At 69.1% G+C, this 21048-nt stretch carries 20 protein-coding genes and 1 tRNA gene; 8 read left to right on the plus strand and 13 right to left on the minus strand.

Going from position 1 to position 21048, the window contains the following annotated elements; genetic code table 11:
• The first annotated feature begins 100 nt into the window (after nt 1–100).
• A complete protein-coding gene (locus DW306_RS10700; RefSeq protein ID WP_136055583.1) occupies nt 101–1066 on the plus strand; it encodes an acetylxylan esterase in 966 nt (321 codons plus the stop codon).
• A gap of 24 nt (nt 1067–1090) precedes the next feature.
• Here DW306_RS10700 and DW306_RS10705 read toward each other — a convergent pair whose 3' ends face one another.
• Nucleotides 1091–2362 (minus strand): FAD-binding protein, encoded by a 1272-nt coding sequence (locus DW306_RS10705; protein ID WP_136055584.1) that lies wholly within the window; start codon nt 2360–2362, stop codon nt 1091–1093.
• 91 nt (nt 2363–2453) lie between these two features.
• Between DW306_RS10705 and DW306_RS10710 the strand changes: the two genes are divergently transcribed.
• Together DW306_RS10710 and DW306_RS10715 are read left to right on the plus strand one after the other, a co-directional pair.
• The gene (locus DW306_RS10710) at nt 2454–3182 is read left to right on the plus strand and encodes a response regulator transcription factor (protein WP_136055585.1); all 729 of its coding nucleotides are present in this window, start codon (nt 2454–2456) and stop codon (nt 3180–3182) included.
• A 26-nt stretch (nt 3183–3208) separates the two neighbouring features.
• On the plus strand, nt 3209–4708 hold the full coding sequence (locus DW306_RS10715; RefSeq protein ID WP_136055586.1) for an ATP-binding protein: 1500 nt from the start codon (nt 3209–3211) through the stop codon (nt 4706–4708).
• A 125-nt stretch (nt 4709–4833) separates the two neighbouring features.
• Here DW306_RS10715 and DW306_RS10720 read toward each other — a convergent pair whose 3' ends face one another.
• A complete protein-coding gene (locus DW306_RS10720; protein WP_240747153.1) occupies nt 4834–5433 on the minus strand; it encodes a DUF559 domain-containing protein in 600 nt (199 codons plus the stop codon).
• Nucleotides 5434–5481: 48 nt separating this feature from the next.
• Here DW306_RS10720 and DW306_RS21615 point away from each other — a divergent pair, with 48 nt between their 5' ends.
• A complete protein-coding gene (locus DW306_RS21615; RefSeq protein ID WP_240747154.1) occupies nt 5482–5730 on the plus strand; it encodes a hypothetical protein in 249 nt (82 codons plus the stop codon).
• A 151-nt stretch (nt 5731–5881) separates the two neighbouring features.
• On the opposite strand, the gene DW306_RS10725 is transcribed toward DW306_RS21615, so the two are convergent.
• The 6 genes from DW306_RS10725 to DW306_RS10750 all read right to left on the minus strand — a co-directional run bounded on the left by DW306_RS10725 (nt 5882) and on the right by DW306_RS10750 (nt 11487).
• On the minus strand, nt 5882–7456 hold the full coding sequence (locus DW306_RS10725; protein ID WP_136055588.1) for an FAD-dependent oxidoreductase: 1575 nt from the start codon (nt 7454–7456) through the stop codon (nt 5882–5884).
• 15 nt (nt 7457–7471) lie between these two features.
• Nucleotides 7472–8359, minus strand: coding sequence for an FAD:protein FMN transferase (locus DW306_RS10730; RefSeq protein ID WP_136055589.1), 888 nt, complete (start codon nt 8357–8359; stop codon nt 7472–7474).
• Nucleotides 8360–8376: 17 nt separating this feature from the next.
• Nucleotides 8377–8853, minus strand: a complete 477-nt coding sequence (locus DW306_RS10735) for an FMN-binding protein (protein WP_136055590.1) — start codon at nt 8851–8853, stop codon at nt 8377–8379.
• Between the two features lie 92 nt (nt 8854–8945).
• Nucleotides 8946–9980, minus strand: coding sequence for a ribose-phosphate diphosphokinase (locus DW306_RS10740; RefSeq protein WP_136055591.1), 1035 nt, complete (start codon nt 9978–9980; stop codon nt 8946–8948).
• A 6-nt stretch (nt 9981–9986) separates the two neighbouring features.
• Nucleotides 9987–11414, minus strand: a complete 1428-nt coding sequence (gene glmU, locus DW306_RS10745; RefSeq protein ID WP_136055592.1) for a bifunctional UDP-N-acetylglucosamine diphosphorylase/glucosamine-1-phosphate N-acetyltransferase GlmU — start codon at nt 11412–11414, stop codon at nt 9987–9989.
• Nucleotide 11415: 1 nt separating this feature from the next.
• Nucleotides 11416–11487, minus strand: a tRNA-Gln gene (locus DW306_RS10750).
• A gap of 110 nt (nt 11488–11597) precedes the next feature.
• On the opposite strand from DW306_RS10750, the gene DW306_RS10755 reads away from it, so the two are divergent.
• From DW306_RS10755 to DW306_RS10765, 3 genes are read left to right on the plus strand one after another with little or no spacing between them, the layout of a single operon-like run.
• On the plus strand, nt 11598–12095 hold the full coding sequence (locus tag DW306_RS10755; protein ID WP_136055593.1) for a GNAT family N-acetyltransferase: 498 nt from the start codon (nt 11598–11600) through the stop codon (nt 12093–12095).
• A 7-nt stretch (nt 12096–12102) separates the two neighbouring features.
• A complete protein-coding gene (locus DW306_RS10760; RefSeq protein WP_136055594.1) occupies nt 12103–12597 on the plus strand; it encodes a MarR family transcriptional regulator in 495 nt (164 codons plus the stop codon).
• A gap of 5 nt (nt 12598–12602) precedes the next feature.
• Nucleotides 12603–13526 (plus strand): pseudouridine synthase, encoded by a 924-nt coding sequence (locus DW306_RS10765; RefSeq protein ID WP_205814145.1) that lies wholly within the window; start codon nt 12603–12605, stop codon nt 13524–13526.
• On the opposite strand, the gene DW306_RS10770 is transcribed toward DW306_RS10765, so the two are convergent.
• The 4 genes from DW306_RS10770 to DW306_RS10785 all read right to left on the minus strand — a co-directional run bounded on the left by DW306_RS10770 (nt 13513) and on the right by DW306_RS10785 (nt 18082).
• Nucleotides 13513–14172, minus strand: a complete 660-nt coding sequence (locus tag DW306_RS10770; RefSeq protein WP_116636444.1) for an ABC transporter permease subunit — start codon at nt 14170–14172, stop codon at nt 13513–13515. The genes DW306_RS10765 and DW306_RS10770 overlap by 14 nt on opposite strands.
• Nucleotides 14172–15215 (minus strand): methionine ABC transporter ATP-binding protein, encoded by a 1044-nt coding sequence (locus DW306_RS10775; RefSeq protein WP_136055596.1) that lies wholly within the window; start codon nt 15213–15215, stop codon nt 14172–14174. Before DW306_RS10775 ends, DW306_RS10770 begins: the two co-directional genes overlap by 1 nt.
• 98 nt (nt 15216–15313) lie before the next feature.
• Nucleotides 15314–16225, minus strand: a complete 912-nt coding sequence (locus DW306_RS10780) for a MetQ/NlpA family ABC transporter substrate-binding protein (RefSeq protein ID WP_136055597.1) — start codon at nt 16223–16225, stop codon at nt 15314–15316.
• 102 nt (nt 16226–16327) lie between these two features.
• Nucleotides 16328–18082, minus strand: coding sequence for a Na+/H+ antiporter (locus DW306_RS10785; RefSeq protein ID WP_136055598.1), 1755 nt, complete (start codon nt 18080–18082; stop codon nt 16328–16330).
• A 120-nt stretch (nt 18083–18202) separates the two neighbouring features.
• On the opposite strand from DW306_RS10785, the gene DW306_RS10790 reads away from it, so the two are divergent.
• On the plus strand, nt 18203–19231 hold the full coding sequence (locus DW306_RS10790; RefSeq protein WP_136055599.1) for an endonuclease/exonuclease/phosphatase family protein: 1029 nt from the start codon (nt 18203–18205) through the stop codon (nt 19229–19231).
• Here the strand turns inward: DW306_RS10790 and DW306_RS10795 are convergent.
• Nucleotides 19212–21023 (minus strand): ABC-F family ATP-binding cassette domain-containing protein, encoded by a 1812-nt coding sequence (locus DW306_RS10795; protein ID WP_136055600.1) that lies wholly within the window; start codon nt 21021–21023, stop codon nt 19212–19214. The two genes, DW306_RS10790 and DW306_RS10795, sit on opposite strands and share 20 nt — an antisense overlap.
• Between the last annotated feature and the right edge of the window lie 25 nt (nt 21024–21048).

Genomic DNA, 21048 nt, shown 5'->3' on the forward strand with positions numbered 1-21048 from the left:
CGCATCGACAAGCCGGGAACGTTCCACACGCAGTGGTCGGGCGACCGCACCGAGATCGAGGCGGAAGACACGCACTGAGCGCGTCGTCGCGGAGCCGCCGGTGAGCCAGCATCGTGGCGAGGAGTGGACGGAGTATCCGCTCAGCGCGCTGATGACGCCGCCGGCGCTCCCGCCCGAGCCCGGGGATCTCGAAGAGTTCTGGCGAGGCACCTTCGACGAGTTCGGTGCGGCGCAGGTCGCCTGGCAGCTCACGAAGGACCTCGGATCGACCGCGACGCATCGGATCACGGAGATCGCGTTCGACTCCTCCGCCGGCGAGCAGGCGGTGGCCTACGCGATGGTGCCGCGTGCGGAGGCGAGCGTGCGACGCGGCCTCGTCGTCGGGCACGGCTACGGCGGGCGCGACGCTCCGGATGTCGACATCGTGGCGGCCGACACCGCCGCGATCTTCCCCTGTGCTCCCGGGCTGTCTCCCGGCGCAGCAAGCCGCTTCCCGGCGGATGCCTCCGCACATGTCCTCGCCGGCATCGCGAACCGTGACACCTACTCGCACCGATTCGCCGCCGCCGACATCTGGCGTGCCGCGACGGTCCTGCTCGACATGGCCCCCGCGGCAGCTGCGGCCCTAGACTACAGCGGCGGCAGCTTCGGAGGCGGCATCGGGGCGATGGCTCTCCCCTGGGACGCCCGCTTCCGCCGCGCCTTCCTCGACGTGCCGAGCTTCGGGAATCACGCCGTGCGTCTGACGCGGCGGTGCACGGGAAGCGGTGAGGCCGTGCGCCGACATCTGCGCCGGCACCCCGATGATCGCGCGGTGCTCGACTACTTCGACGCGGCGTTCGAGGCGCGGCGGCTCCGCCTTCCCGTGCTCGTGAGCGCTGCGGTGCTCGATCCTGCGGTCGACCCGCGGGGACAGTTCGCGGTCTATCACGCGCTGAGCGGACCGAGGAGGCTGAGCGTGCGGGCGAACGGTCACCTCGACGGTCCGGCAGGCGAGCGGGCCGACCGGATGGCGCTTCAGGCGGGCATCGACTTCCTGGCACTCCCGGACGACCGCCTCGCCTGAGCATCCGCCGCAGCGCGGCCTCCGTCAGACGAGGATGTTGTGGTTGCGGCGGAACACGTTCTGCGGGTCCCACGTCGCCTTGACCTCGCGCAGTCGCGCGAACGCGGCTTCGGTGAACATGCCCGGAACCGCCTCCGGACGCTCAGTGTCGGCGAAGTTGCCGTATTCGGCGAGACGACCGGCCTCGATCGCCGCCCAGTCCGAGCGGATCGATGCTCGTGCGGCGTCGTCGATCAGCCCGGGGATGTCGAACCCTCCGGCCATCACGAACCAGGTCGCAGACCGCGCCGGGAACGCCGTGTGCTCTTGAGGAACCTCGCCGAACGCACCGCCGAGCGAGCGCAGGAAGACGACGGATGCCGGATGGGCGAGGCGGAAGTCGACGAGCCGGTCGATCAGCTCGTCGTCGAGTTCGGCGTACAGACCGTTGCCGCCGATGAATCCAGGAGGGGCGGCCTGCTCGTCCCCCTCGGGCTCCGGCATCTCGAGCAGAACCTCGCGGTAGGCCGGTGACGTCACCTCCGTCTGCACGCCGTCGAGCGCCGAGACGGGTTCCAGCACTGCGCGCAGACGGTCCGGCTCCGGCGCCGCCCAGACGGCGCTGAGTCGTGCACCCGCCGGCGCACTCGGATCCATCGCCGGAACGTCCATGAACGTCACGGTGAGGTCACGCGGTGCATCGCGAAGCAGGTCGCGCGCGGCGCGCAGCACCGGGGCGGCGTCGCCGTCTATGACGTTCTCCGCGAAGGCGATGCCCGGGAGCGGGTGCGCCGAGAAGTCGAACCGGGTGACCACGCCGAAGTTGCCTCCCCCACCACGCAGCGCCCAGAAGAGGTCGGGGTACGCGTCGACCGAGGCCTCGACGATCTCACCGGAGGCCGTGACGACCTGCGCGCCGACGAGCTGATCGACGGCGAGCCCCCAGGAGCGGACCATCCACCCGATCCCGCCGCCGAGGGTGAGTCCGCCGACCCCGACCGATGCCGTGTCGCCGGAGCTGATGGCGAGCCCGTGCGCAGCCAGGACTGTCGCGACATCGCCCCACACGGCGCCGCCGCCGACGTGCACGGTGGTGCCGTCGACGTGCACGGTGGTGCCGTCGACCTCGACGGAGGCCAGGGCTCCGAGGTCGATGCGGATGCCGTCGGAGAGCGCGTGCGACCAGGGTCCGTGCCCGCCGGAGACGACCGTCAGCGGGACGGCCTCCTTCGCCGCCTCGGCGACGATGGCGGCGACCTCTTCCGGGGTGGAGGGACGACGGATCGAGGATGAAAGAGCGCCGGTGCTGTCAGCCATGTCGACATGGTAGCCACGCCGTGGGACATCTCACAGCGGAACCATAACGAACTCCATAGAAATCACATAGGAGATTCCGCAGAATGGGGTCATGACAAGTGACCTGCCCGACCTCCGCCGTCCGGACGGCTCTCCCCTGCGCATCCTCGCCGTCGACGACGAGCAGATGCTCACCGACCTGCTCGCGATGGCGCTGCGCATGGAGGGATGGGAGGTGCGCACGGCGTCGTCGGGCATGGAGGCCCTGCAGGTCGCACGTGAGTTCGAGCCCGACGCCCTCGTGCTCGACATCATGATGCCCGACCTCGACGGGATGGCCGTGCTGCGGCGCCTCCGCGAATCCGGGAGTCTCGTGCCCGTGCTGTTCCTCACCGCGAAGGATGCCGTGGGCGACCGCGTCGCGGGACTCACCGCCGGCGGAGACGACTACGTGACCAAGCCGTTCAGCCTGGAGGAGGTCATCGCCCGGCTGCGCGCGATCATCCGCCGCACCGGACACGCCACAGCAGACGACGGCCAGTCGATCCTGCGCGTCGCGGACCTGACACTCAACGAGGACAGCCACGAGGTCGCGCGCGACGGCGTCGAGATCGACCTCACCGCCACCGAGTTCGAGCTGCTCCGCTACCTCATGCGCAACGAACGGCGTGTTCTCTCGAAGGCCCAGATCCTCGACCGCGTGTGGAGCTACGACTTCGGCGGAAAGTCGTCGGTGGTCGAGCTGTACATCTCGTACCTGCGCAAGAAGATCGATGCCGGACGCACGCCCCTGCTGCACACCGTCCGCGGCGTCGGCTACATGATCAAGGCGCCCCAGTGACCCCAGCGGCGATGACAGCGCGACCCATGAGCCTGCAGACACGGCTGATGACCGCCGTGATCGGGTTCGTGTCGTTGATCCTCGTCATCGTCGCGATCATCACCAGCGCGACGCTGGGGCGGACCATGGAGGACCAGCTCGACCAGAAGCTGAGCAACTACGCCCACCAGCTGGTGCGCGTGTCCCAGGCCTTCACCCCGTCGACCGCCACGGCGCAGAACATCTTGACGGGAACTTCCTCACCGCCGATGGGGATGCTGTTCGCCGTCTCGAGCCCTGTCACGGGGTACAGCGGGGTCACCGTCTCCAACGAATCGGATGACGGGCTCGCCGGCTCCCTGAGCACGCTCACCAGCACCCAGATGACGGAGGTCGCAGAGGCATTGAAGGAAGCCTCGGTCGCGACCGTCACGCTCACCGACCTCGGCTCCTACCGCGTCATGGCGCTGCCCACGAGTAACAACCTGATCGTCGTCACGGGCCTCCCCCGCGACGACATCCAGAACCAGCTCACGCAGCTGCTCACCGTCATCGCCCTCGCAACCATCGGCGGCCTGATCCTGCTCGCCCTGACGACGGCGATCACCATCCGGGTGAGCCTTCGTCCTCTTCGCGCCGTCGCGAGAACCGCGACGCGGGTCGCCAACCAGCAGCTGGATCGCGGTGAGGTGATCATCACCGAGCGCGTCCCGGCCCACGAGGCGGATCCCCGCACCGAGACAGGTCTCGTGGGTGCCTCGTTGAACAAGCTCCTCGACCACGTCAACACCTCGCTCGCGGCCCGGCAGAAGAACGAGGAGCAGATGCGCCGGTTCGTGGCCGACGCCAGCCATGAGCTCCGCACGCCTCTCGCGTCGATCCGGGGCTACTCCGAGCTGTCGCTGCGCGCGCTGCGGCAGAATCCGGCAGGCACGGAGGGGAATCAGGCCGTCGAGAGCACGACCTCGTCGCTGGAGCGCATCCAGGCGCAGTCCCTGCGCATGACCCGACTCGTCGAGGATCTGCTGCTGCTGGCACGTCTCGACGAGGGCCGCGAGCTCGTCTACGGCACGGTCGACCTCACCCAGCTCGCCCTCGAGGGCCTCTCCGACGCCCGTCCGACAGCCGCCGATCACCACTGGACCATCGACGTCCCCGATGAGCCCGTCACCATCGTGGGCGACGCCGGCCGCATGCATCAGGTCGTCGCGAACCTCCTCGCGAACGCCCGCACGCACACGCCCGCCGGCACGACGATCACGCTCAGCGTCGGCCGCGACGGCGATCATGCCGTCCTGCGCGTTCATGACGACGGACCCGGGATCGATCCGGCCCTCCGAGACGAGCTCTTCGACCGGTTCGCACGTGGGGACACCTCTCGCGCACGGCAGACCGGAGGCACCGGGCTCGGGCTCGCGATCGTGAAGGCGATCGTCGACGGCCACGGCGGCTCGATCACCGCGACGAGTGAACCGGGCGACACGACCTTCACGGTGCGCCTCCCGATCACTCCGGCGAATCCGACGGCCGCCCCGCCCGAGGCCTGAAACCGCGCGTCCACCCCGGGTACATCTGTCGGGAGTTTCCCCGGATGCCGGGAGATGCCGGCGATCTGACCCGGCATCCGTGCAATCCCCCGACATCTGTACCGGACGCCGCGCGGCTGAGCCAGTCAGTCTGTTTCCCGGAGCCTCACGACCGCGGCGATGACGGCCGCCTCGACCGACGGCCACGCGTGGACGATCTGCGCATAGTCGAACCTCAGGGTCTCGTAGCCGAGAGCGGAGGCAGCCGCGTCGCGCACCCGGTCCCTGTGCCTGTTGCTCTCGCCGTGATGATTCTCCCTGCCGTCGGCTTCCAGGATCAGGCGATCTCCGATCACGAAGTCCACCCTTCCCACCGTGGGGATCTCGACCTGGCATTCCAGATGGATGCCGCACAGATGGAGACGCAGCCGCAGCAGGGATTCGAGCCCGCCGGCGGCATCCGACCGGGCGAGGTCGACCAGCCACTGCGCATGGTGCGGCAGCCGCCGGCGGATACGCTCACGCGCCGCTCGATTGATCTTGCGCTGCGCGAGCGCGGACTCGAGCGCCGCGAAGAACAGTTCGTCGCCAGCGCAGCGGTGGACGTGCACCAGAGCATCTTCGAGCGCGACGACTCCCAAGGCGGCGCGGCCCGCAACGAAATGACTCACGCACGTGCACTCGCGGTGATGTACTCGGCCGTTGCCGCCGAGCCAGACGTGGATGGCGGGCGGATGCTGCAGCACCCAGATTCCGTACGATCTCAGTGCGTACGTGCACGTGAGCATGCCGCCGTGCTCGGCCGCGACGACGACATGTCGATCCGCATCGAGCGTGGCGTACACACCCGCGCGGATGCGGACGATCACACCCTTTCGGACCTCAGCCGCGAGCCGCTTCCGTGTGAACCCGTACTGCTGGAGCAGCGATCCTCTCGCCACCCCTCCGTGATGGGTGATGACGTGCGCGGCAGAGACCATCCGTCGATCTTGGAGCGTCTGCGCTCCTCATCTGCTCGAACGGGAGAGATGTGGACGGGATGACAGCTGCTCCACGGTTGTGCAGGGAAAGTCGATGGGCACAGCTGTCGGGAGTTTTCCCGGAGGTCGGAAGGAACCGCCGATTCGCCCTGGCATCCGTGCACTCTCCCGACATCTGTCCCGCGCGCGGCTCGCGGCGGGCGGTCGACCGCGCTCAGTACCCGGCGAACGCGTCGGTGGTGAGGTTGCGCGCCTTCTGCAGCGCCGGAGCGAGATCGGCGATCAGACGCGGAGGGCCGGAGATGAAGGCGTGCCGCGACGCGATGTCGCCGACGGCCCGTTCGAGCGTCTCGGCGTCGAGCCGGGCACCGTTCGCCCACGTCCAGTGCGCGGGCAGGTCTGCCGGCTCATCCTTCGTGAAGACGACGGTGCGCACTCCCGTCGCGGCGAGCTCATCGCGGAACGCGAGTTCGCGCGCGTCGGACGCCACGTACACGAGCACGACATCGCGCTGCTGACCCATGGCGTGCAGCTGCCGCAGCTGCGACACGAAGGGCGTGACGCCGATGCCGGCGGCCACCATGAGGACGGGCGTCTCGCCGCGCGGCAGGATGAAGTCGCCCCAGGTGCCGGTCACGGCGAGCGTCGTTCCGGGGGCAGCCTCGGCGAGTGCGCGCTTGTAGCTCGACGGATGCTTCTGGTCGCCGTTCTTGTAGGCGATGCGCAGCGTCGGCAGGTCGGCCGGCGCCGACACGATGCTGAACTCGCGGCGCGTGCCGCGGGCATCCGGCCGATGGTGCGGCACATCGAGCTCGAGATACTGCCCGGGGAGGAACTTCACCTTGCCCTTGGCGCGGAACGTCAGCTCCTGGGCGGTCGGCGTGACGAACTCGCGCCGCTCGAGAACGAGGCGCACCGACCCGCGCAGGGCGAACGCGAAGGCGAGCAGGTTCCCGATCAGCAGAGCGCGCTCCTGGCCGAGTGTGAAGAGCCCTGCAACCGAGATCGGCCAGCCGGCGAGCAGCCCGACGAGCGCGGCCACGGCCAGCTGCTGACGGCGGCGCGGCGGCAGCGTCAGCGGCTCCGAGACCATGAACGCGCCGAGGAACAGGAACGGCGATTGCAGCACGGCGAACTGCAGCGCCGTGAGCAGGTCGAACGACATGTCGAACTCCTGCGCCTGTACGAGCTGCCGCACGATCGACACGGCGACCGCGACGACCAGGAACACCAGCACGACCCGCACCTTCTCGGTGCGCCAGAGGACAGCGAGCCCGAGAACGGCGACCGGGATCGCCATCGACGGTGTGCCGATCCACCAGGACGACGACGTGCCGAGCCATTCGAACGCGCCGAAGGCGCCGAGGATGGAGACGACCGCGGCACCGAACGCGGCCGGGTTCAGGATGTGGCGGCCGCGCCACGCGATGAGGTACTTCGACAGGCTAGCCAGCGCGCCCGCGAGCGCGAGACCGAGCAGCGACGAGAGATCCAGCCCGGGGCGCAGCACGAAGAGCAGGATCAGCGCCGTGACGAGCGACGACTCGATGCGCCAGGGCAGACGAAGGAGCCGCTGCGCCGCCGCGTCGACGACGGAGATGACGACCGCGAGCACGACGAAAGAAGCCACCAGCTCGAGCGGCGCCGGCGAGACGATCACGCCGAGCAGCGACAGGACGAAGGCGATGACGGCGAGCGCGGCGAGCGCGAACAGCACGAGGCGGTACATCGACAGCGAGCCGAGAACAGCGAGGACGCGCTGTCGTGCGGCGGCGAGAGACGTGATCACGTGTTCCACTCTTCCCTAGTTCGGTGCGGCGGGGCGCGCTCCACGCCCGCTCTCGGCGATGAACAGCTCCGCGGTGCACCCCGGCGACCGCTGGACGCGGCCGTCGGTCGTCATCCGCACCCATTCGACGCCCCAGCTCTCGGCGAGCGCGGGTCCGCCGTCGAAGAAGAGCGCGGTGGCGACGGCATCCGCTCTCATCGCCTCCGGTGCGAGCACCCAGGTGGCGGCCCAGGTGCGCACGGGGACACCGGTGCGGGCGTCGAGTACGTGGTGCAGGCCGCTTCCCCACGCCCGCCGATTGACCGCAGAGGCGCACAGCGCGCCGTCCTGCACGCTCACGACGCCGATGGCCTTGGTGGGATCGTACGGATGCTCCAGCCCGACCCGGACCGCACTGCCGCGCACCCGCAGGTCTCCCCCGGCATCGACCACGAGGTCGCCGGGAGTCTCCGCGAGCACACCCATGATCAGGTCGACGAGTCGCCCCTTGCCGAGCGCCCCGACGTCGAGGAGGGACGGAGCGGATGCCGTGACGGCGCCGTCCGTCCATGACACACGCTCACCCCAGGCCGCAGGAGCACGCACCGGCTCCCCCGCGACGAGCGAGTAGTCCGCGTCGTAGCCGAGCGCGGTGAGGCTGTCGGCCACCAGCGGGTTCACGGCGCCGTCGGTCGCCGCGGAGAGATCGCGGTACGCGTCGAGCATCGCTCCCGAGTCGGGTGAGGCGAGAGTACCGCCGTCGCGACCGAGCCGGGTCACATCCGAGTCCGCACGGAATCGCGACCATTCGTGATCGAAGCGCTCGATCTCGGCGGCGACGGCGGCTCGGTCGCCCTCGCTCAGGTCTGCCTGCGACTCGATCTCCCAGCGGGTGCCGATCGCATCGAATCGCCAGCTCGCCATGACGAGGTCTCCGGCGCCTAGGCGGCCGCCTGCTCCTTGATCGACTCGACGGCGTCGTTGAACCCGGCGCTGGTGAGCGACGATCCCGCGACGCGGCTGACATTCAGATCGTCGATCGACTTGCCTTCGACCTCGTCGGCGATGCCGTCGATGAACTGCCCCTGGTAGTTCTCGGTCTCGGGGGCCTGCGGATCGCCGGTGACCTCGACGTCGGTCACGACACCGTCGGCGAGGGTCAGCGTGACGGAGATCTTCTCGACGGTCTCGGGCGTCTGGTACTGCCCGTCGGCGGTATACGTGCCGTCGGTGTAGGCGGCCGCGGAGTCGCCGCCGCTGGACTCGGAGTTCGAGCCGCCGTCGGTGCTCGTGTCGGCGCCGTTCGTCGGCTCTGCGGTGTCGGGGGTGGTGGAGCAGCCGGCGAGGACGAGGAGTCCTGCGACGCCGACGAGGGCGGCTCCCTTGTGGACAGAGGTCGGTACGGTCGTGCGGATCATGATGGTCCTCCCGGCTCGGTGTCTGGCGACTGTATGCCGCTGAATCGACCGTAGGGAACCCTGCTATGCGCGGGCTGTGCCGATCCGATGGGTTACGCGTCGCCGCCGAACATGCTCGTGACCGAGCCGTCCTCGAAGACCTCGTGCACGGCACGGGCCAGGAGCGGAGCGATGGGGAGGATGGTCAGACGGTCCCAGCGGCGCGACTCGGTGAGCGGGATCGTGTCGGTCACGACGACCTCGTCGATCGACGCGTCCTGCAGACGCTCGTTGGCCGGGTCGCTGAAGATGGCGTGCGTGGCCGCGACGATGACCCGGTGGGCGCCCGCCGCCTTCAGAGCCTGCGCCGCCTTCACGATCGTGCCGCCGGTGTCGATCATGTCGTCGACCAGCAGGCAGGTGCGGCCGTCGACGGTTCCGACGATCTCGTGCACGGAGACCTGGTTGGCGACCTTCGGGTCGCGGCGCTTGTGGATGATGGCCAGGGGCGCGCCGAGGCTGTCGGACCACGTGTCGGCGACGCGGACGCGGCCCATGTCGGGCGACACGACCGTGAGGATCTCGCGGTCCGCGGGGCTGAGGGTGCGCTGGAAGTGCTCGAGGAGCACGGGCTTCGCGAACAGGTGGTCGACGGGACCGTCGAAGAAGCCCTGGATCTGCGCGGCGTGCAGGTCGACGCTCATGACGCGGTCCGCACCGGCGGTCTTGAGCAGGTCGGCGACGAGACGGGCGCTGATCGGCTCGCGACCGCGGCCCTTCTTGTCCTGACGTGAATACGGATAGTAGGGCGCGACGACGGTGATGCGCTTGGCCGACGCCCGCTTGGCGGCGTCGATCATGATGAGCGTCTCCATGAGCCACTCGTTCACCGGCTCGCCGAACGTCTGGAACAGGAAGAGATCGCAGCCGCGGATCGACACCTCGAACCGGGCGTAGATCTCGCCGGACGCGAATGTGCGGTGCTCGGTCGGCGCGATCTCGGTGCCGAGTGCCTCCGCGACCGCCGCGGTCAGCGCAGGGTGCGAGCGCCCTCCCGCGATGACCAGGCGCTTCTTCGTCTTGGCGACGAGGCCGGGCGCAATGCCGTTGTCGCGATCCAGATCGACGATCTTCTTCTTACGCGCCATGTCCGCCTATTCCGCCGAATTCTCGCGGGATGCAGCATCCGCCGCTCCCGTGCCTGCTCTGTTCTTCTCGACCCACCCCTCGATGTTGCGCTGAGGGGCGACGCTCATGGCCAGCGCTCCGGCGGGGACATCCTTGCGGACGACGGCGCCTGCACCGGTCTTCGCACCTGCTCCCAGCCTAACGGGCGCGACGAGCACGGTGTGCGATCCGGTGTGCACCTCGTCGCCGATCTCGGTGCGGTGCTTGTTCACGTCGTCGTAGTTCGCGGTGATGGTGCTCGCGCCGAGGTTCACGCCCCGGCCGATCGTCGCGTCGCCGACGTAGGAGAGGTGCGGCACCTTGCTGCCCTCGCCGATCTCGGCGTTCTTGGTCTCGACGTAGGCGCCGATCTTGCCCTTGGCGCCGAGCACCGTGCCGGGACGCAGGAACGAGAAGGGTCCGACCGTGGCTTCGGCGCCGATCACGGCGAGCGTGGCATCGGTGCGGCGGACGGTCGCGTCCTCCCCGACCTCGCAGTCGACGAGCGTGGTGTCGGGGCCGATGGTGGCGCCGGCGGCGATCGAGGTCGCCCGCAGGATCTGGGTGTTCGGGAGGATCGTGACGTCGGGCGCGAGCGTCGCGTCGTCGTCGATCCAGGTGGTGGCCGGGTCGATCACCGTGACGCCCTCGAGCTGCCAGCGACGGACGATGCGCTGGTTCAGCAGGCGACCGACCAGGGCCAGCTGGGCGCGATCGTTCACGCCGTACGTCACCGTGACGTCGGAGACGATGGATGCCGCGACACGGTCGCCGTCGCGGCGCAGCAGGCCGGGCACGTCGGTGAGGTACATCTCGCCCTGCGCGTTCTCCACGCCGACCTGGGGCAGGTAGGTGCGCAGGGTCGCGGCGCGGAACACGTACATCCCGGCGTTGATCTCGCGGACCGCGGCCTCGTCATCGGTCGCGTCCTTCTGCTCGACGATGCGGTCGACGCCGCCGTCGGCGTCGCGGATGACGCGCCCGTAGCCGCGGGGATCGTCCACGACGGCGGTCATCAGAGTGGCCGGCGCACCGGATGCCCGATGCTCGCCGAGGAAGGCCGAGAGGGTGTCGACGTCGGCGAGCGGGCAGTCGCCCGAGAGCACGAGCACGTCACCGTCGAAATCGGCGGGCAGGGCCTCCACCGCGACCTGCACCGCACGGCCCGTGCCGGGGACGTCGTCCTGGTCGATGAACACGGCATCGGGGTAGTCCGCGGTGAGCGCCGCGACGACCTGGTCGCGCTCGTGGCGCACGACGACCTCAATGTGCTGCGCCTCCAGCCGCGTGGCCGTGGTCAGCACGTGTCCGACCAGCGGGCGTCCGCCGATCGGGTGGAGCACCTTGGGAAGGCGCGACTTCATGCGCGTGCCCTGGCCTGCGGCGAGGATGATGATCGCGAGGTTACCTGTCATGCTCCGCCGCCAGGACTCGAACCTAGACCTCACAGCTCCAAAGGCTGTCGTGCTGCCATTACACCACGGCGGACCGCGGCGTCCTCGAGGACACCGCCCGACAAGTCTGCCATGTCCGCGTGCCTGCTCTGCTGACGTGCGCCGCGTCATCCCACGGAAACACGTGTTTGGGATGCTGAGGAGATGAGCATCGTGATCGAACGAGTGGAGCACGCGACCCCGGCTCTCGCCGCCTTCCTCGACGCGCACCACGCCGACATGGAGGACACCGCACCGGCCGAGAGCCGTCATGCGCTGCCGCTCGACCGTCTTCTCGTGCCGGGTGTGCGCCTGTTCGCCGGGTTCGCGGACGGCCTCCCGGTCGCCACGGGAGCCCTGGCCGCGGTGGAGGACGGGCATGAGGAGCTCAAGTCGATGCGGACGGATCCGGGGATGCGCGGCCGGGGACTGGGCCGGGCCATGCTCGACTTCCTGCTGGCGGATGCTGCCGCCCGCGGCATCCGTCGGGTCTCGCTCGAGACCGGGAGCATGGACTTCTTCATCCCGGCCCGGGCGCTCTATGCGCGCGCGGGGTTCGTCGAGTGCGGGCCCTTCGGCGGCTATCGCCCGGACCCGCTCAGCACGTTCATGACGCTCGCGCTGCCCGCAGCGTCCGTCGCATCGGCGGTCGGCACGGGATAATGAGCGGATGAGTGAAGAGGATGAGGTCGACCGCATCGTCGGCGCGTGGAACACGCAGCGCCCCGACCTCGACTTCTCCCCGCTCGAGGTGCTGTCCCGGATGGATCGCCTCTCCCGGCATCTCGATCGCGCCCGTCGCGACGTGTTCCGCCGCAGCGACCTCGAGCCCTGGGAGTGGGACGTGCTCTCCGCCCTGCGCCGCGCGGGCACCCCGTTCCAGCTCTCGCCCAAGCAGCTCCTCCAGCAGACGCTGGTGTCGAGCGGCACCATGACGAACCGCATCGACCGGCTCGTCGCGCGCCGGCTGGTGCGCCGAGAAGCGGATCCGGGCGACGGCAGGAGCGTGCTCGTCACGCTGACGGAAGACGGCCGCACGCGGGTGGATGCCGCGATCACCCGCCTCGTCGATGTCGAGGCCGATCTGCTCCGTGCCCTCTCCCGTGGCGACCGCGAACGCCTGGCCGGACTCCTGCGCAAGCTGAGTCTCAGCTTCGACTCCTGATGGGCATGCCCTCTCCCCTGCCGATGCGCGACGGCGTGGGCGCGACACGGCTGCATGTGCCGATGAGCGGGCCGTGGCCCACGGTCGCGGCCTACATGGTCGAGCGCTTCTTCCACCTCGACCCGGAGCAGCTGCTGCAGCGATTCGATCGGGGCGAGATCGTGACGGGCGACGGGTCGGCGGTGGCCCGAGATGCCGCTCTCGGCACCGTCGAGTTCGTCTGGTACTACCGCGAACCGCCCGCGGAGCAGACGATTCCGTTCACCGAGGAGATCCTGTACGAGGACGATCACCTCGTCGTCGTCGACAAGCCGCACTTCCTCCCGACGACGCCGGGAGGCAAGTTCCTGCAGAACTCCGCGCTGGTGCGACTGCGCAACCGTCTGGGCAACCCCGACCTCGCGCCGATCCACCGCCTCGATCGCGCGACCGCCGGACTGCTGATGTTCGCGGTGCGCCCCGCGACCCGCGGCGCCTACCAGCTCCTCTTCGAGAACCGGCAGGTGCAGAAGGTGTACGAGGCCGTCTCCGCTCGCCCGGATGACTGGGACGAATCCCGCTTCCCTCTCGTCTACCGCAACCACATCGAGAAGCTCCGCGCTCAGGTGCGCGTCGAGGTCGACGACGAGCGCGAACCGAACGCCGAGACGCTCATCGAGGTGATCGACGCCGACGAGCGGGTGGTGCACACCCTGCTGCGCCCGCACAGCGGCAAGATGCATCAGCTGCGCGTGCATCTCGCCGCCATCGGCCTCGGCATCCTCAACGACCGCTTCTACCCGACGCTGCAGGAGGACGGGCCGGACGACTACTCCCGTCCGCTGCAGCTGCTCGCGCGCGAGCTGCGGTTCGTCGATCCGCTGAGCGGCGAGGATCGCGTGTTCACCACGCGGAGGGTGCTGGCCGAGGCGCCCGTCAGCGGCGCATGATCTTTCGGGCGAGCTTCGTGCCGAGCAGCTGCACGAAATGCACGAACACGACGATCAGGACGATCGCGGCCCACATCACGACCGGCTCGAACTGCCGGAAGCCGTAGATCTGCGCGAAGGCACCGAGGCCGCCGCCGCCGATGAGTCCGGCCATCGCTGTCATGTCGATGAGGGCGACGACGATGAACGTGTACCCGAGGATGAGCGGCCCGAGCGATTCCGGGATGGCGACCGTGAAGAGGATCCGCCAGGGGCCGGCGCCCATCGACCGTGCTGCCTCGATGACACCCGGCGAGACCGACACCAGGTGCTGCTCGACGATGCGTCCGATCGCGAACGCCGCAGCGAGACCGATGATGAAGGCACCCGCCGTCGTGCCGATGCCGACGCCGACCACCGCACGGGCGAACGGCTGCGCCACGGCCATGAAGATCACGAACGGGATCGGACGGAAGAAGTTGACGGCGAGGTTCGCGATCGTCGAGACGAACGCGTTCTGCACCAGACCTCCCGGCCGGGTGACGTACAGGATGATGCCGATCACGAGGCCGAGCACGCCGCCGAGGACCAGCGCGAACGAGGTCATGTAGAGGGTCTCGAGGGCTGCTTGCCAGAACTCCGGTCCGAGTTCGATCAGACGGTCCATCAGCGGGCCTCCTCTCCGGCGATCTCGGTGACTTCGACGCGGTCGCCGATCGCCGCGAGTGCGCTGTCGATCGCCGCGTCCTCCCCGCGGATGGCGAGCGTGAGGTGCCCGAAGGCGCGCCCGCGGATGTCGTTGATGCCGCCGAACACGAGTTCGAAGTCGAGGCCCGCGCTCGCGAGGTCGAGGAACACCTGCGCCTGGGAGGAGTCGCCGTCGCGGAACGAGAACGTGACGATGCGGCCCTGATGACGCTCGCGCAGCACGGCCAGTTCCGCCGGCGACGGGATGCCCTTGACGACGGTGCCGACGAAGCGCTGCGACGCCGGGTTCTGCGGGGCCGAGAACACGTCGAACACGTCGCCCTGCTCGATGACCCGGCCGCGCTCCATCACGGCGACCTTCGTCGCGATGGTCTGGATGACGTCCATCTCGTGCGTGATCACGACGATCGTCACGCCCTGCTCCTGGTTCACGCGCTTGAGAAGGTCGAGCACCTCGTGGGTCGTCTGCGGGTCGAGGGCGCTGGTCGCCTCATCGGCGAGCAGGATGGCGGGGCCCGTGGCGAGGGCGCGGGCGATGCCGACGCGCTGCTTCTGGCCTCCGGAGAGCTGCTCGGGATACGCCTTCGCCTTGTCGGAGAGTCCGACGAACGACAGCAGTTCGGTGACCCTGGCCTCGATGTCGGCCTTCGTCCATCCGGCGAGCGTGAGCGGGTAGGCGATGTTGGCCTTGACGCTCCGGGAGGAGAAGAGGTTGAACTGCTGGAAGATCATGCCGATCCCCCCGCGGATGCGGCGGAGCTCGCTCTCCTTGAGGGAGGTGATGTCGACGCCGTCGACGAGGATGCTGCCGGAGGTCGCCGGCTCCAGAGCGTTGATCAGGCGCACGAGCGTCGACTTGCCGGCACCGGAGTATCCGATGATGCCGAAGACGTCGCCCTTCTCGATCTCGAGCGTCACGTCGTCGACCGCGACGATCTCGCCGTCTCCGGGATTCCGTGAAGGGTAGGCCTTCGACACGTTGGTCAGGCTCACGATCGGCATGTGCTTCTCCGGTCTGGTTCTCTCGGGGAATGAGAATCGGGTGACGCACACGCGTCACCCGATTCTCGCGCATCAGGCGGGATGGCTCCCGCCTGCGCTCACTTGTTCTCTTCGGCGTCCTTCTGGACCGTCTTCAGCGACTCGACGAGGTCCTTCACCGGGGTCTGCAGCGAGAGCGCGGTGCCGCCGGACGACTCCGCGAGGCCCGCCTGCACGGCCTCGTCGGTCTGGAAGATCTCGACGAGCTTGAGGTACGTCTCGTTGTCGGCGTCTTCGGCGCGCGCGGCGAACACGTTCACGTAGGGCAGCGACTTCGGGTCTTCGACATCGTCGGTGGCCAGCGCATCCTCGAACGTGAGACCGGCGTCCTTCACGAAGTCGTTGTTGATGATCGCGGCGGCGACGTCGGGGAGGGAGGTCGGGGTGAGGGCGGCTTCGAGGGCCTTGACCTGCACCTTGGACTTCTCGGTGTCGATGTCCGCGAGGTCGGAGTAGGGGGTGCCGCCGCTCTTGAGCTCGACGAGACCGGCCTGCTGCAGCACGTTCAGCGCACGGGCCTGGTTCGACGCGTCATCGGGGACGGCGACGGTCTCGCCCTTCTCGATGTCCTTCACGTCGTCGTACTTCGTGGAGTACAGACCCAGCGGGTAGATGGCGGTGGAGCCGATCGGCGTGAGGTCCTCACCGGAGTTCACGTTGTACTCCGCGAGGTACACGATGTGCTGGAACTGGTTGAGGTCGACCTCGCCCTCGGTGAGCGCGGGGTTGGGCTGCTCGTAGGAGCCGAAGTCGACCAGCTCGACCGTGATGCCCTCTTCCGCTGCGGCCTCGACGAAGGGCTCCCACTGCGCGTCGCCCTTGCCGACGATGCCGATCTTGACGACCTTGTTCTCGGGGGATTCACCGCCGTCGGAGTCGGATCCTGCGGAGGCGGTGGCGCATCCGGCGAGGGCGACGAAGAGCGGGATCGCGGCGAGCGCAGCGATGACGGAGGTGGTGCGACGTGACATGGGAGTGCTTTCTCTCTTGGGGGGACTCGAATACGTTAGGCAGGCTCGTGGGCGCGCGCGGAATCGTCCGTCACACGACGTCACAGCCTCGGAGGGTGCGGGTCAGTCGAACTCTTCGATGCCCTGCAGACGCACCTGTTCGAGGTCGAGCCGTGCAGAGATCCGACGCACGACGACGTCGTCGACCGTGCCCGCCGAGCGGAGCCCGAGCAGCACTTCGCGCTTGCGGTCGATGAGGGCGAGCTTGAGGCGCGTGTGCTCCTCGTGCCGGATCAGCGGCGAGCGCTGCGCGAGATCGACGTCGGCCGACGTCGCGATGATCTGCAGGACCGAGCCGTCGACGGCATCCGCTCCCCCGCCCGAGCTCGGCATGACGGGAGGAGTGGTGTCGACACCGCCGATGCCGAGGGGATCGGGCTCGTCGAGAAGGTCGTCGAGAGCGTCGGCCTCGGCGTCGATGAGCGCCTGTTCCCGCGCGAGCGAGCGGGCGTTCTCGAACTCCAGCATCTGGTAGCCCTCGGCGCGGACCCGGTCGCGGACCTCCTGACCCACGCCGTGCTCGGCCGCGAGGTCGTCGAGGGCGGCGAGTGCCGCGCCCGAGATCGCGCGCTCGGCGAGCTCGTACTCCTCGTCCTCGGCATGGTCGACGGGGAAACGCGCCCAGCGCACGATCATCGGCAGCAGCGGCGCCTGCACCAGCAGGCTGAGCATGATCACGCCCGCTGTGACGAAGACGATCTCGTCGCGCCCCGAGACGTCGCCGCCCCCGCTGATCGATGCGGGCACGGAGAGGGCGATCGCGAGCGACACGGCGCCGCGCATGCCGGCGACGGTCGACACGACACGCGCGCGTGATCTCACGCCCCGCGGCAGCGGTGACGCCGGACGCCCCTGGAACGGCACGTTCAGCAGCTGGAAGAGGTAGCGCACCACCAGCAGAGTCGCCCACACCGAGAGCGTGATGAGCACCAGCCGTCCGATCGCCGCAGCCGAGATCTCGTGAGCGACGTACTGCACCTCGAGGCCGATGAGCACGAACAGGGCGCCGTTCAGGAGGAAGACGCCGAAGGGCCACGCGGCATCCGCCTGGCGCCGGGACGACGCGGTCGTCACCCGCGGCGAGATGTACGCGACGACGAGGCCCGCCACCACGACGGCGAGCACTCCCGATGCGTGCACGATCTCCGCCGCAAGGAACGCCGAGAACGGGATCAGCAGCAGTGCCACGTTGATGACGATGGTCGACCCGGTGCGACTCAGCAGCAGGTAGCCGAGGGCCGCGACGGCGGCTCCGGCCGCGACGCCGCCGATGTACGACACCAGCACATCCCAGGTGACCGACAGCGGGGTGATCTGACCGCCGAGCGCGACCGATACGGCGATGGCGTACAGCACGAGGGCCGTGCCGTCGTTCGTGAGACTCTCGGCCTTCAACTTCATGAAGGAGCGGCGCGGCAGCAGCCGACCGAGAGCGGCGACGGCGGTGGCGTCGGGCGGTGCGACAGCCGCCCCGAGGATCAGTGCGATCTCCCACGGCATCCCGAAGAGCACCGCGATACCCGCGACGGCGAAGGCGGATGCCACGACCAGCACCGTGCTCATCGGCAGGATGTAGCGGAAGTCGCGGCGGATCGAGCGCAGAGAGGTCGTCAGGCTCTCCCAGAACAGGATCACCGGCAGGAACAGCAGCAGCACGGTCTCCGGCGGCAGCTGCACCTCGCGCAGCTGCGGCACGAAGCCGAGCAGCAGCCCGAAGATGACGAGGACGAGGGGCAGCGCGAGGCGCACGCGCGGGGCGATCAGGGTTCCGACAAGAATCGTGAGTCCGAGCAGGACAGTTACTTCGAGGCCTTCCATCTCTACCTCCCAACAGCTGTGGGAGAAGGATATTCCTCATCGCCTCTCGACGGTCAGGTTCTCTCGATCTTCGTCGACGAAGCTGGGGTCGAACACCGCACGTGATCGAGGGGGAATCGGATGACGACGGCGAGCGCACCGGGCCCGGATCTCCCGCGCCGGCAAGGCGGACGGCGGGGATTCGTGCTCACGGCCGTCGTCGGCGCCCCGATCGCCCTGCTGCTCTCGTGGCCGCAGGCGCTGTCGGCCGAACGTCTCCCGGGCATCGCGCAGCTGATCTCGTTCCGCGCGGGGCTGGCGATCGCGCTGCTGGTCGCAGGGCTCGTCTTCGCGGTCATCGCGCGGGCGCGGCGGCGCTGGTCGGTCGCCGCAGCTCTGGCCGTGCTGCTCATCGCGGCCTCGGCGGCGAACGCCGGTGTCGCCTTCGCGCGCGGCGGCGGCGGGATGCCTGCAGCGAAGGCCGGTGCCGGCGAACTGACGGTCGTCGCCTGGAACACCCTCGGCGGGGCGGTGTCACCGCCGTCGATCGCCCGGCTGGTGATCGAGACGGATGCCGACATCCTGAGCCTCCCCGAGACGGATGAGGCAGCGGTGGCCGAGGTCGCCCGGCTCATCGCTCTCGAAGGAATGACGATGACCGCCCACACGACGCGTGGCCCTGAGGGCGACTCGGACATCCCCACCTCGCTGCTGATCGCAGACGAGCTGGGCGACTACCGGATCGACGAGGGTGCGGGTTCCACTCCGAACCTCCCGAGCGCCGTGTGGGAGCCCGTCGACGGCTCCGGTCCGCGCATCGTGGCCGCGCATCCGCTTCCGCCGCTGCCCGGCATGTTCGACGACTGGCGCGGCGGGCTCGAGTGGGTCGCCGATCGCTGCGCCGACCCTGACGTCGTGATCGTCGGCGACCTCAACGCCACGGTCGATCACCTCGGCACGTCACTCGACGGATGCCGGGATGCCGCGCTCGAGACAGGTGCAGCCGCCGACGGCACCTGGCCGGCAGCCGCTCCGCCCTGGCTCGGTGCGCCCATCGATCACGTCCTGGTCGGATCGGCCTGGGAGGTGCGCGGGATGTCGGTGATCACCGACGCCGCCGGCAGCGATCACCGTCCGATCGTCGTCGTGATCAGTCCAGTTCCTCGGTGAGCTCGAACCAGCGCAGCTCCAGCTCCTCGATCTCGGCCTGCGTGTCGGCGATCGCCTTCATCTTGTCGGCGATGCCCTCGTAGTCGGACTGGTCGTGCTCGGCGAGCGCGTTCTTCGCCTTGTTGATCTGCTGCGTGAGCTTCTCGATCCGACGCTCGAGCGCGGAGATCTCCTTCTGAGCCGTGCGCAGAGCAGCCCCGTCGAGACCCGCGGACTTCTTCGTCGTGTTCGTCGCGGTCTGCGACTTCGTCGGAGCGGCATCCTGCAGGTGCCGCAGTCGCAGGTACTCGTCCACGCCGCCGGGAAGGTGGCGGAGGTGGCCGTCGAGGACCGCGTACTGCTGGTCGGTGACCCGCTCCAGGAAGTACCGGTCATGGCTGACGACGAGCAGCGTGCCCGACCAGGAGTCCAGGAGGTCCTCGATCGCGGCGAGCATGTCGGTGTCGAGGTCGTTGGTGGGCTCGTCGAGGATCAGCACGTTCGGCTGGTCGAGCAGCACGAGCAGCAGCTGCAGGCGGCGCTGCTGACCTCCGGAGAGGTCCTTCACCGGAGTCGAGAGCTGAGCGGAGTCGAAACCGAGACGCTCGAGCAGCTGGCCGGGCGTGAGGTCCTGCGCCTTCGATCCCGAGCCGAGCGTGTACGAGGTGCGCAGGCGCGAGATCACGACGCGGACCGGCTCCCGACGCACATCCTCCAGTTCGTCCAGGCGCTGCGTGAGCGTCTTGACGATCACGGTCTTGCCGCGCTTGACCGTGCCGACCGTCGGTTCGACGGTGCCGGCGATCAGGCCGAGAAGCGTCGACTTCCCCGCGCCGTTCACACCGAGGATGCCGGTGCGCTCGCCCGGCGCGATGCGCCACTCGATGTCGCGCAGCACCTCGCGGGTGCCGCCGTCGGTGCGGGGGTATGTCACGCCGACGTCGAGCAGGTCGACGACGTCCTTTCCGAGTCGCGACACGGCCAGCGACTGCAGCGACACCTTGTCGCGGATCTCGGGCACGTCGGCGATGAGCTCGTTCGCGGCATCGATGCGGAACTTCGGCTTGGCGGTGCGGGCGGGCGCGCCGCGACGCAGCCAGGCCAGCTCCTTGCGGGCGAGGTTCTGACGCTTCGCCTCGATCGTCGCGTTCATCCGGTCGCGCTCGACGCGCTGCAGGATGTACGCGGCGTATCCGCCTTCGAAGGGCTCGACGAGGCGGTCGTGCACCTCCCAGGTCTCGGTGCAGATCTCATCGAGGAACCACCGGTCGTGGGTCACGACCAGGAGCGCCCCGGAGTTCGCGCTCCACCGACGCTTGAGGTGCCCGGCGAGCCAGGTGATCGCCTCCACGTCGAGGTGGTTCGTGGGCTCGTCGAGCGCGATGACGTCCCAGTCCCCCGCGAGCAGCTTCGCGAGCGAGACCCGGCGGCGCTGACCGCCGCTGAGCGAGCCGATCTCGGCATCCCACGGCAGGTCCTTCAGGAGCCCCTCGATCACGTCGCGGACGCGGGCGTCGCCGGCCCACTCGTACTCGGGCATGTCTCCGACGACGGCCTGACTGATCGTGACGTCGTCGGCGAGCGTGTCGGCCTGGTCGAGCACGCCGATCCGGATGCCGCCGCGCACGGTGACGCGTCCGGCATTCGGCTGCTTGGTGCCTGCGAGCATGCCGAGGAGGCTGGACTTGCCGTCGCCGTTGCGTCCGACGATGCCGATGCGGTCGCCCTCCTCGATGCCGAGGGTGACGGAGTCGAAGACGACCCTGGTCGGATATTCGAGGTGGAGGCCTTCGGCCCCGAGAAGATGTGCCATGTCCTCTCCAGGGTAGTCGTGCGGG

The sequence above is a fragment of the Microbacterium sp. K24 genome, assembly GCF_004794465.1.
Lineage (GTDB): Bacteria > Actinomycetota > Actinomycetes > Actinomycetales > Microbacteriaceae > Microbacterium.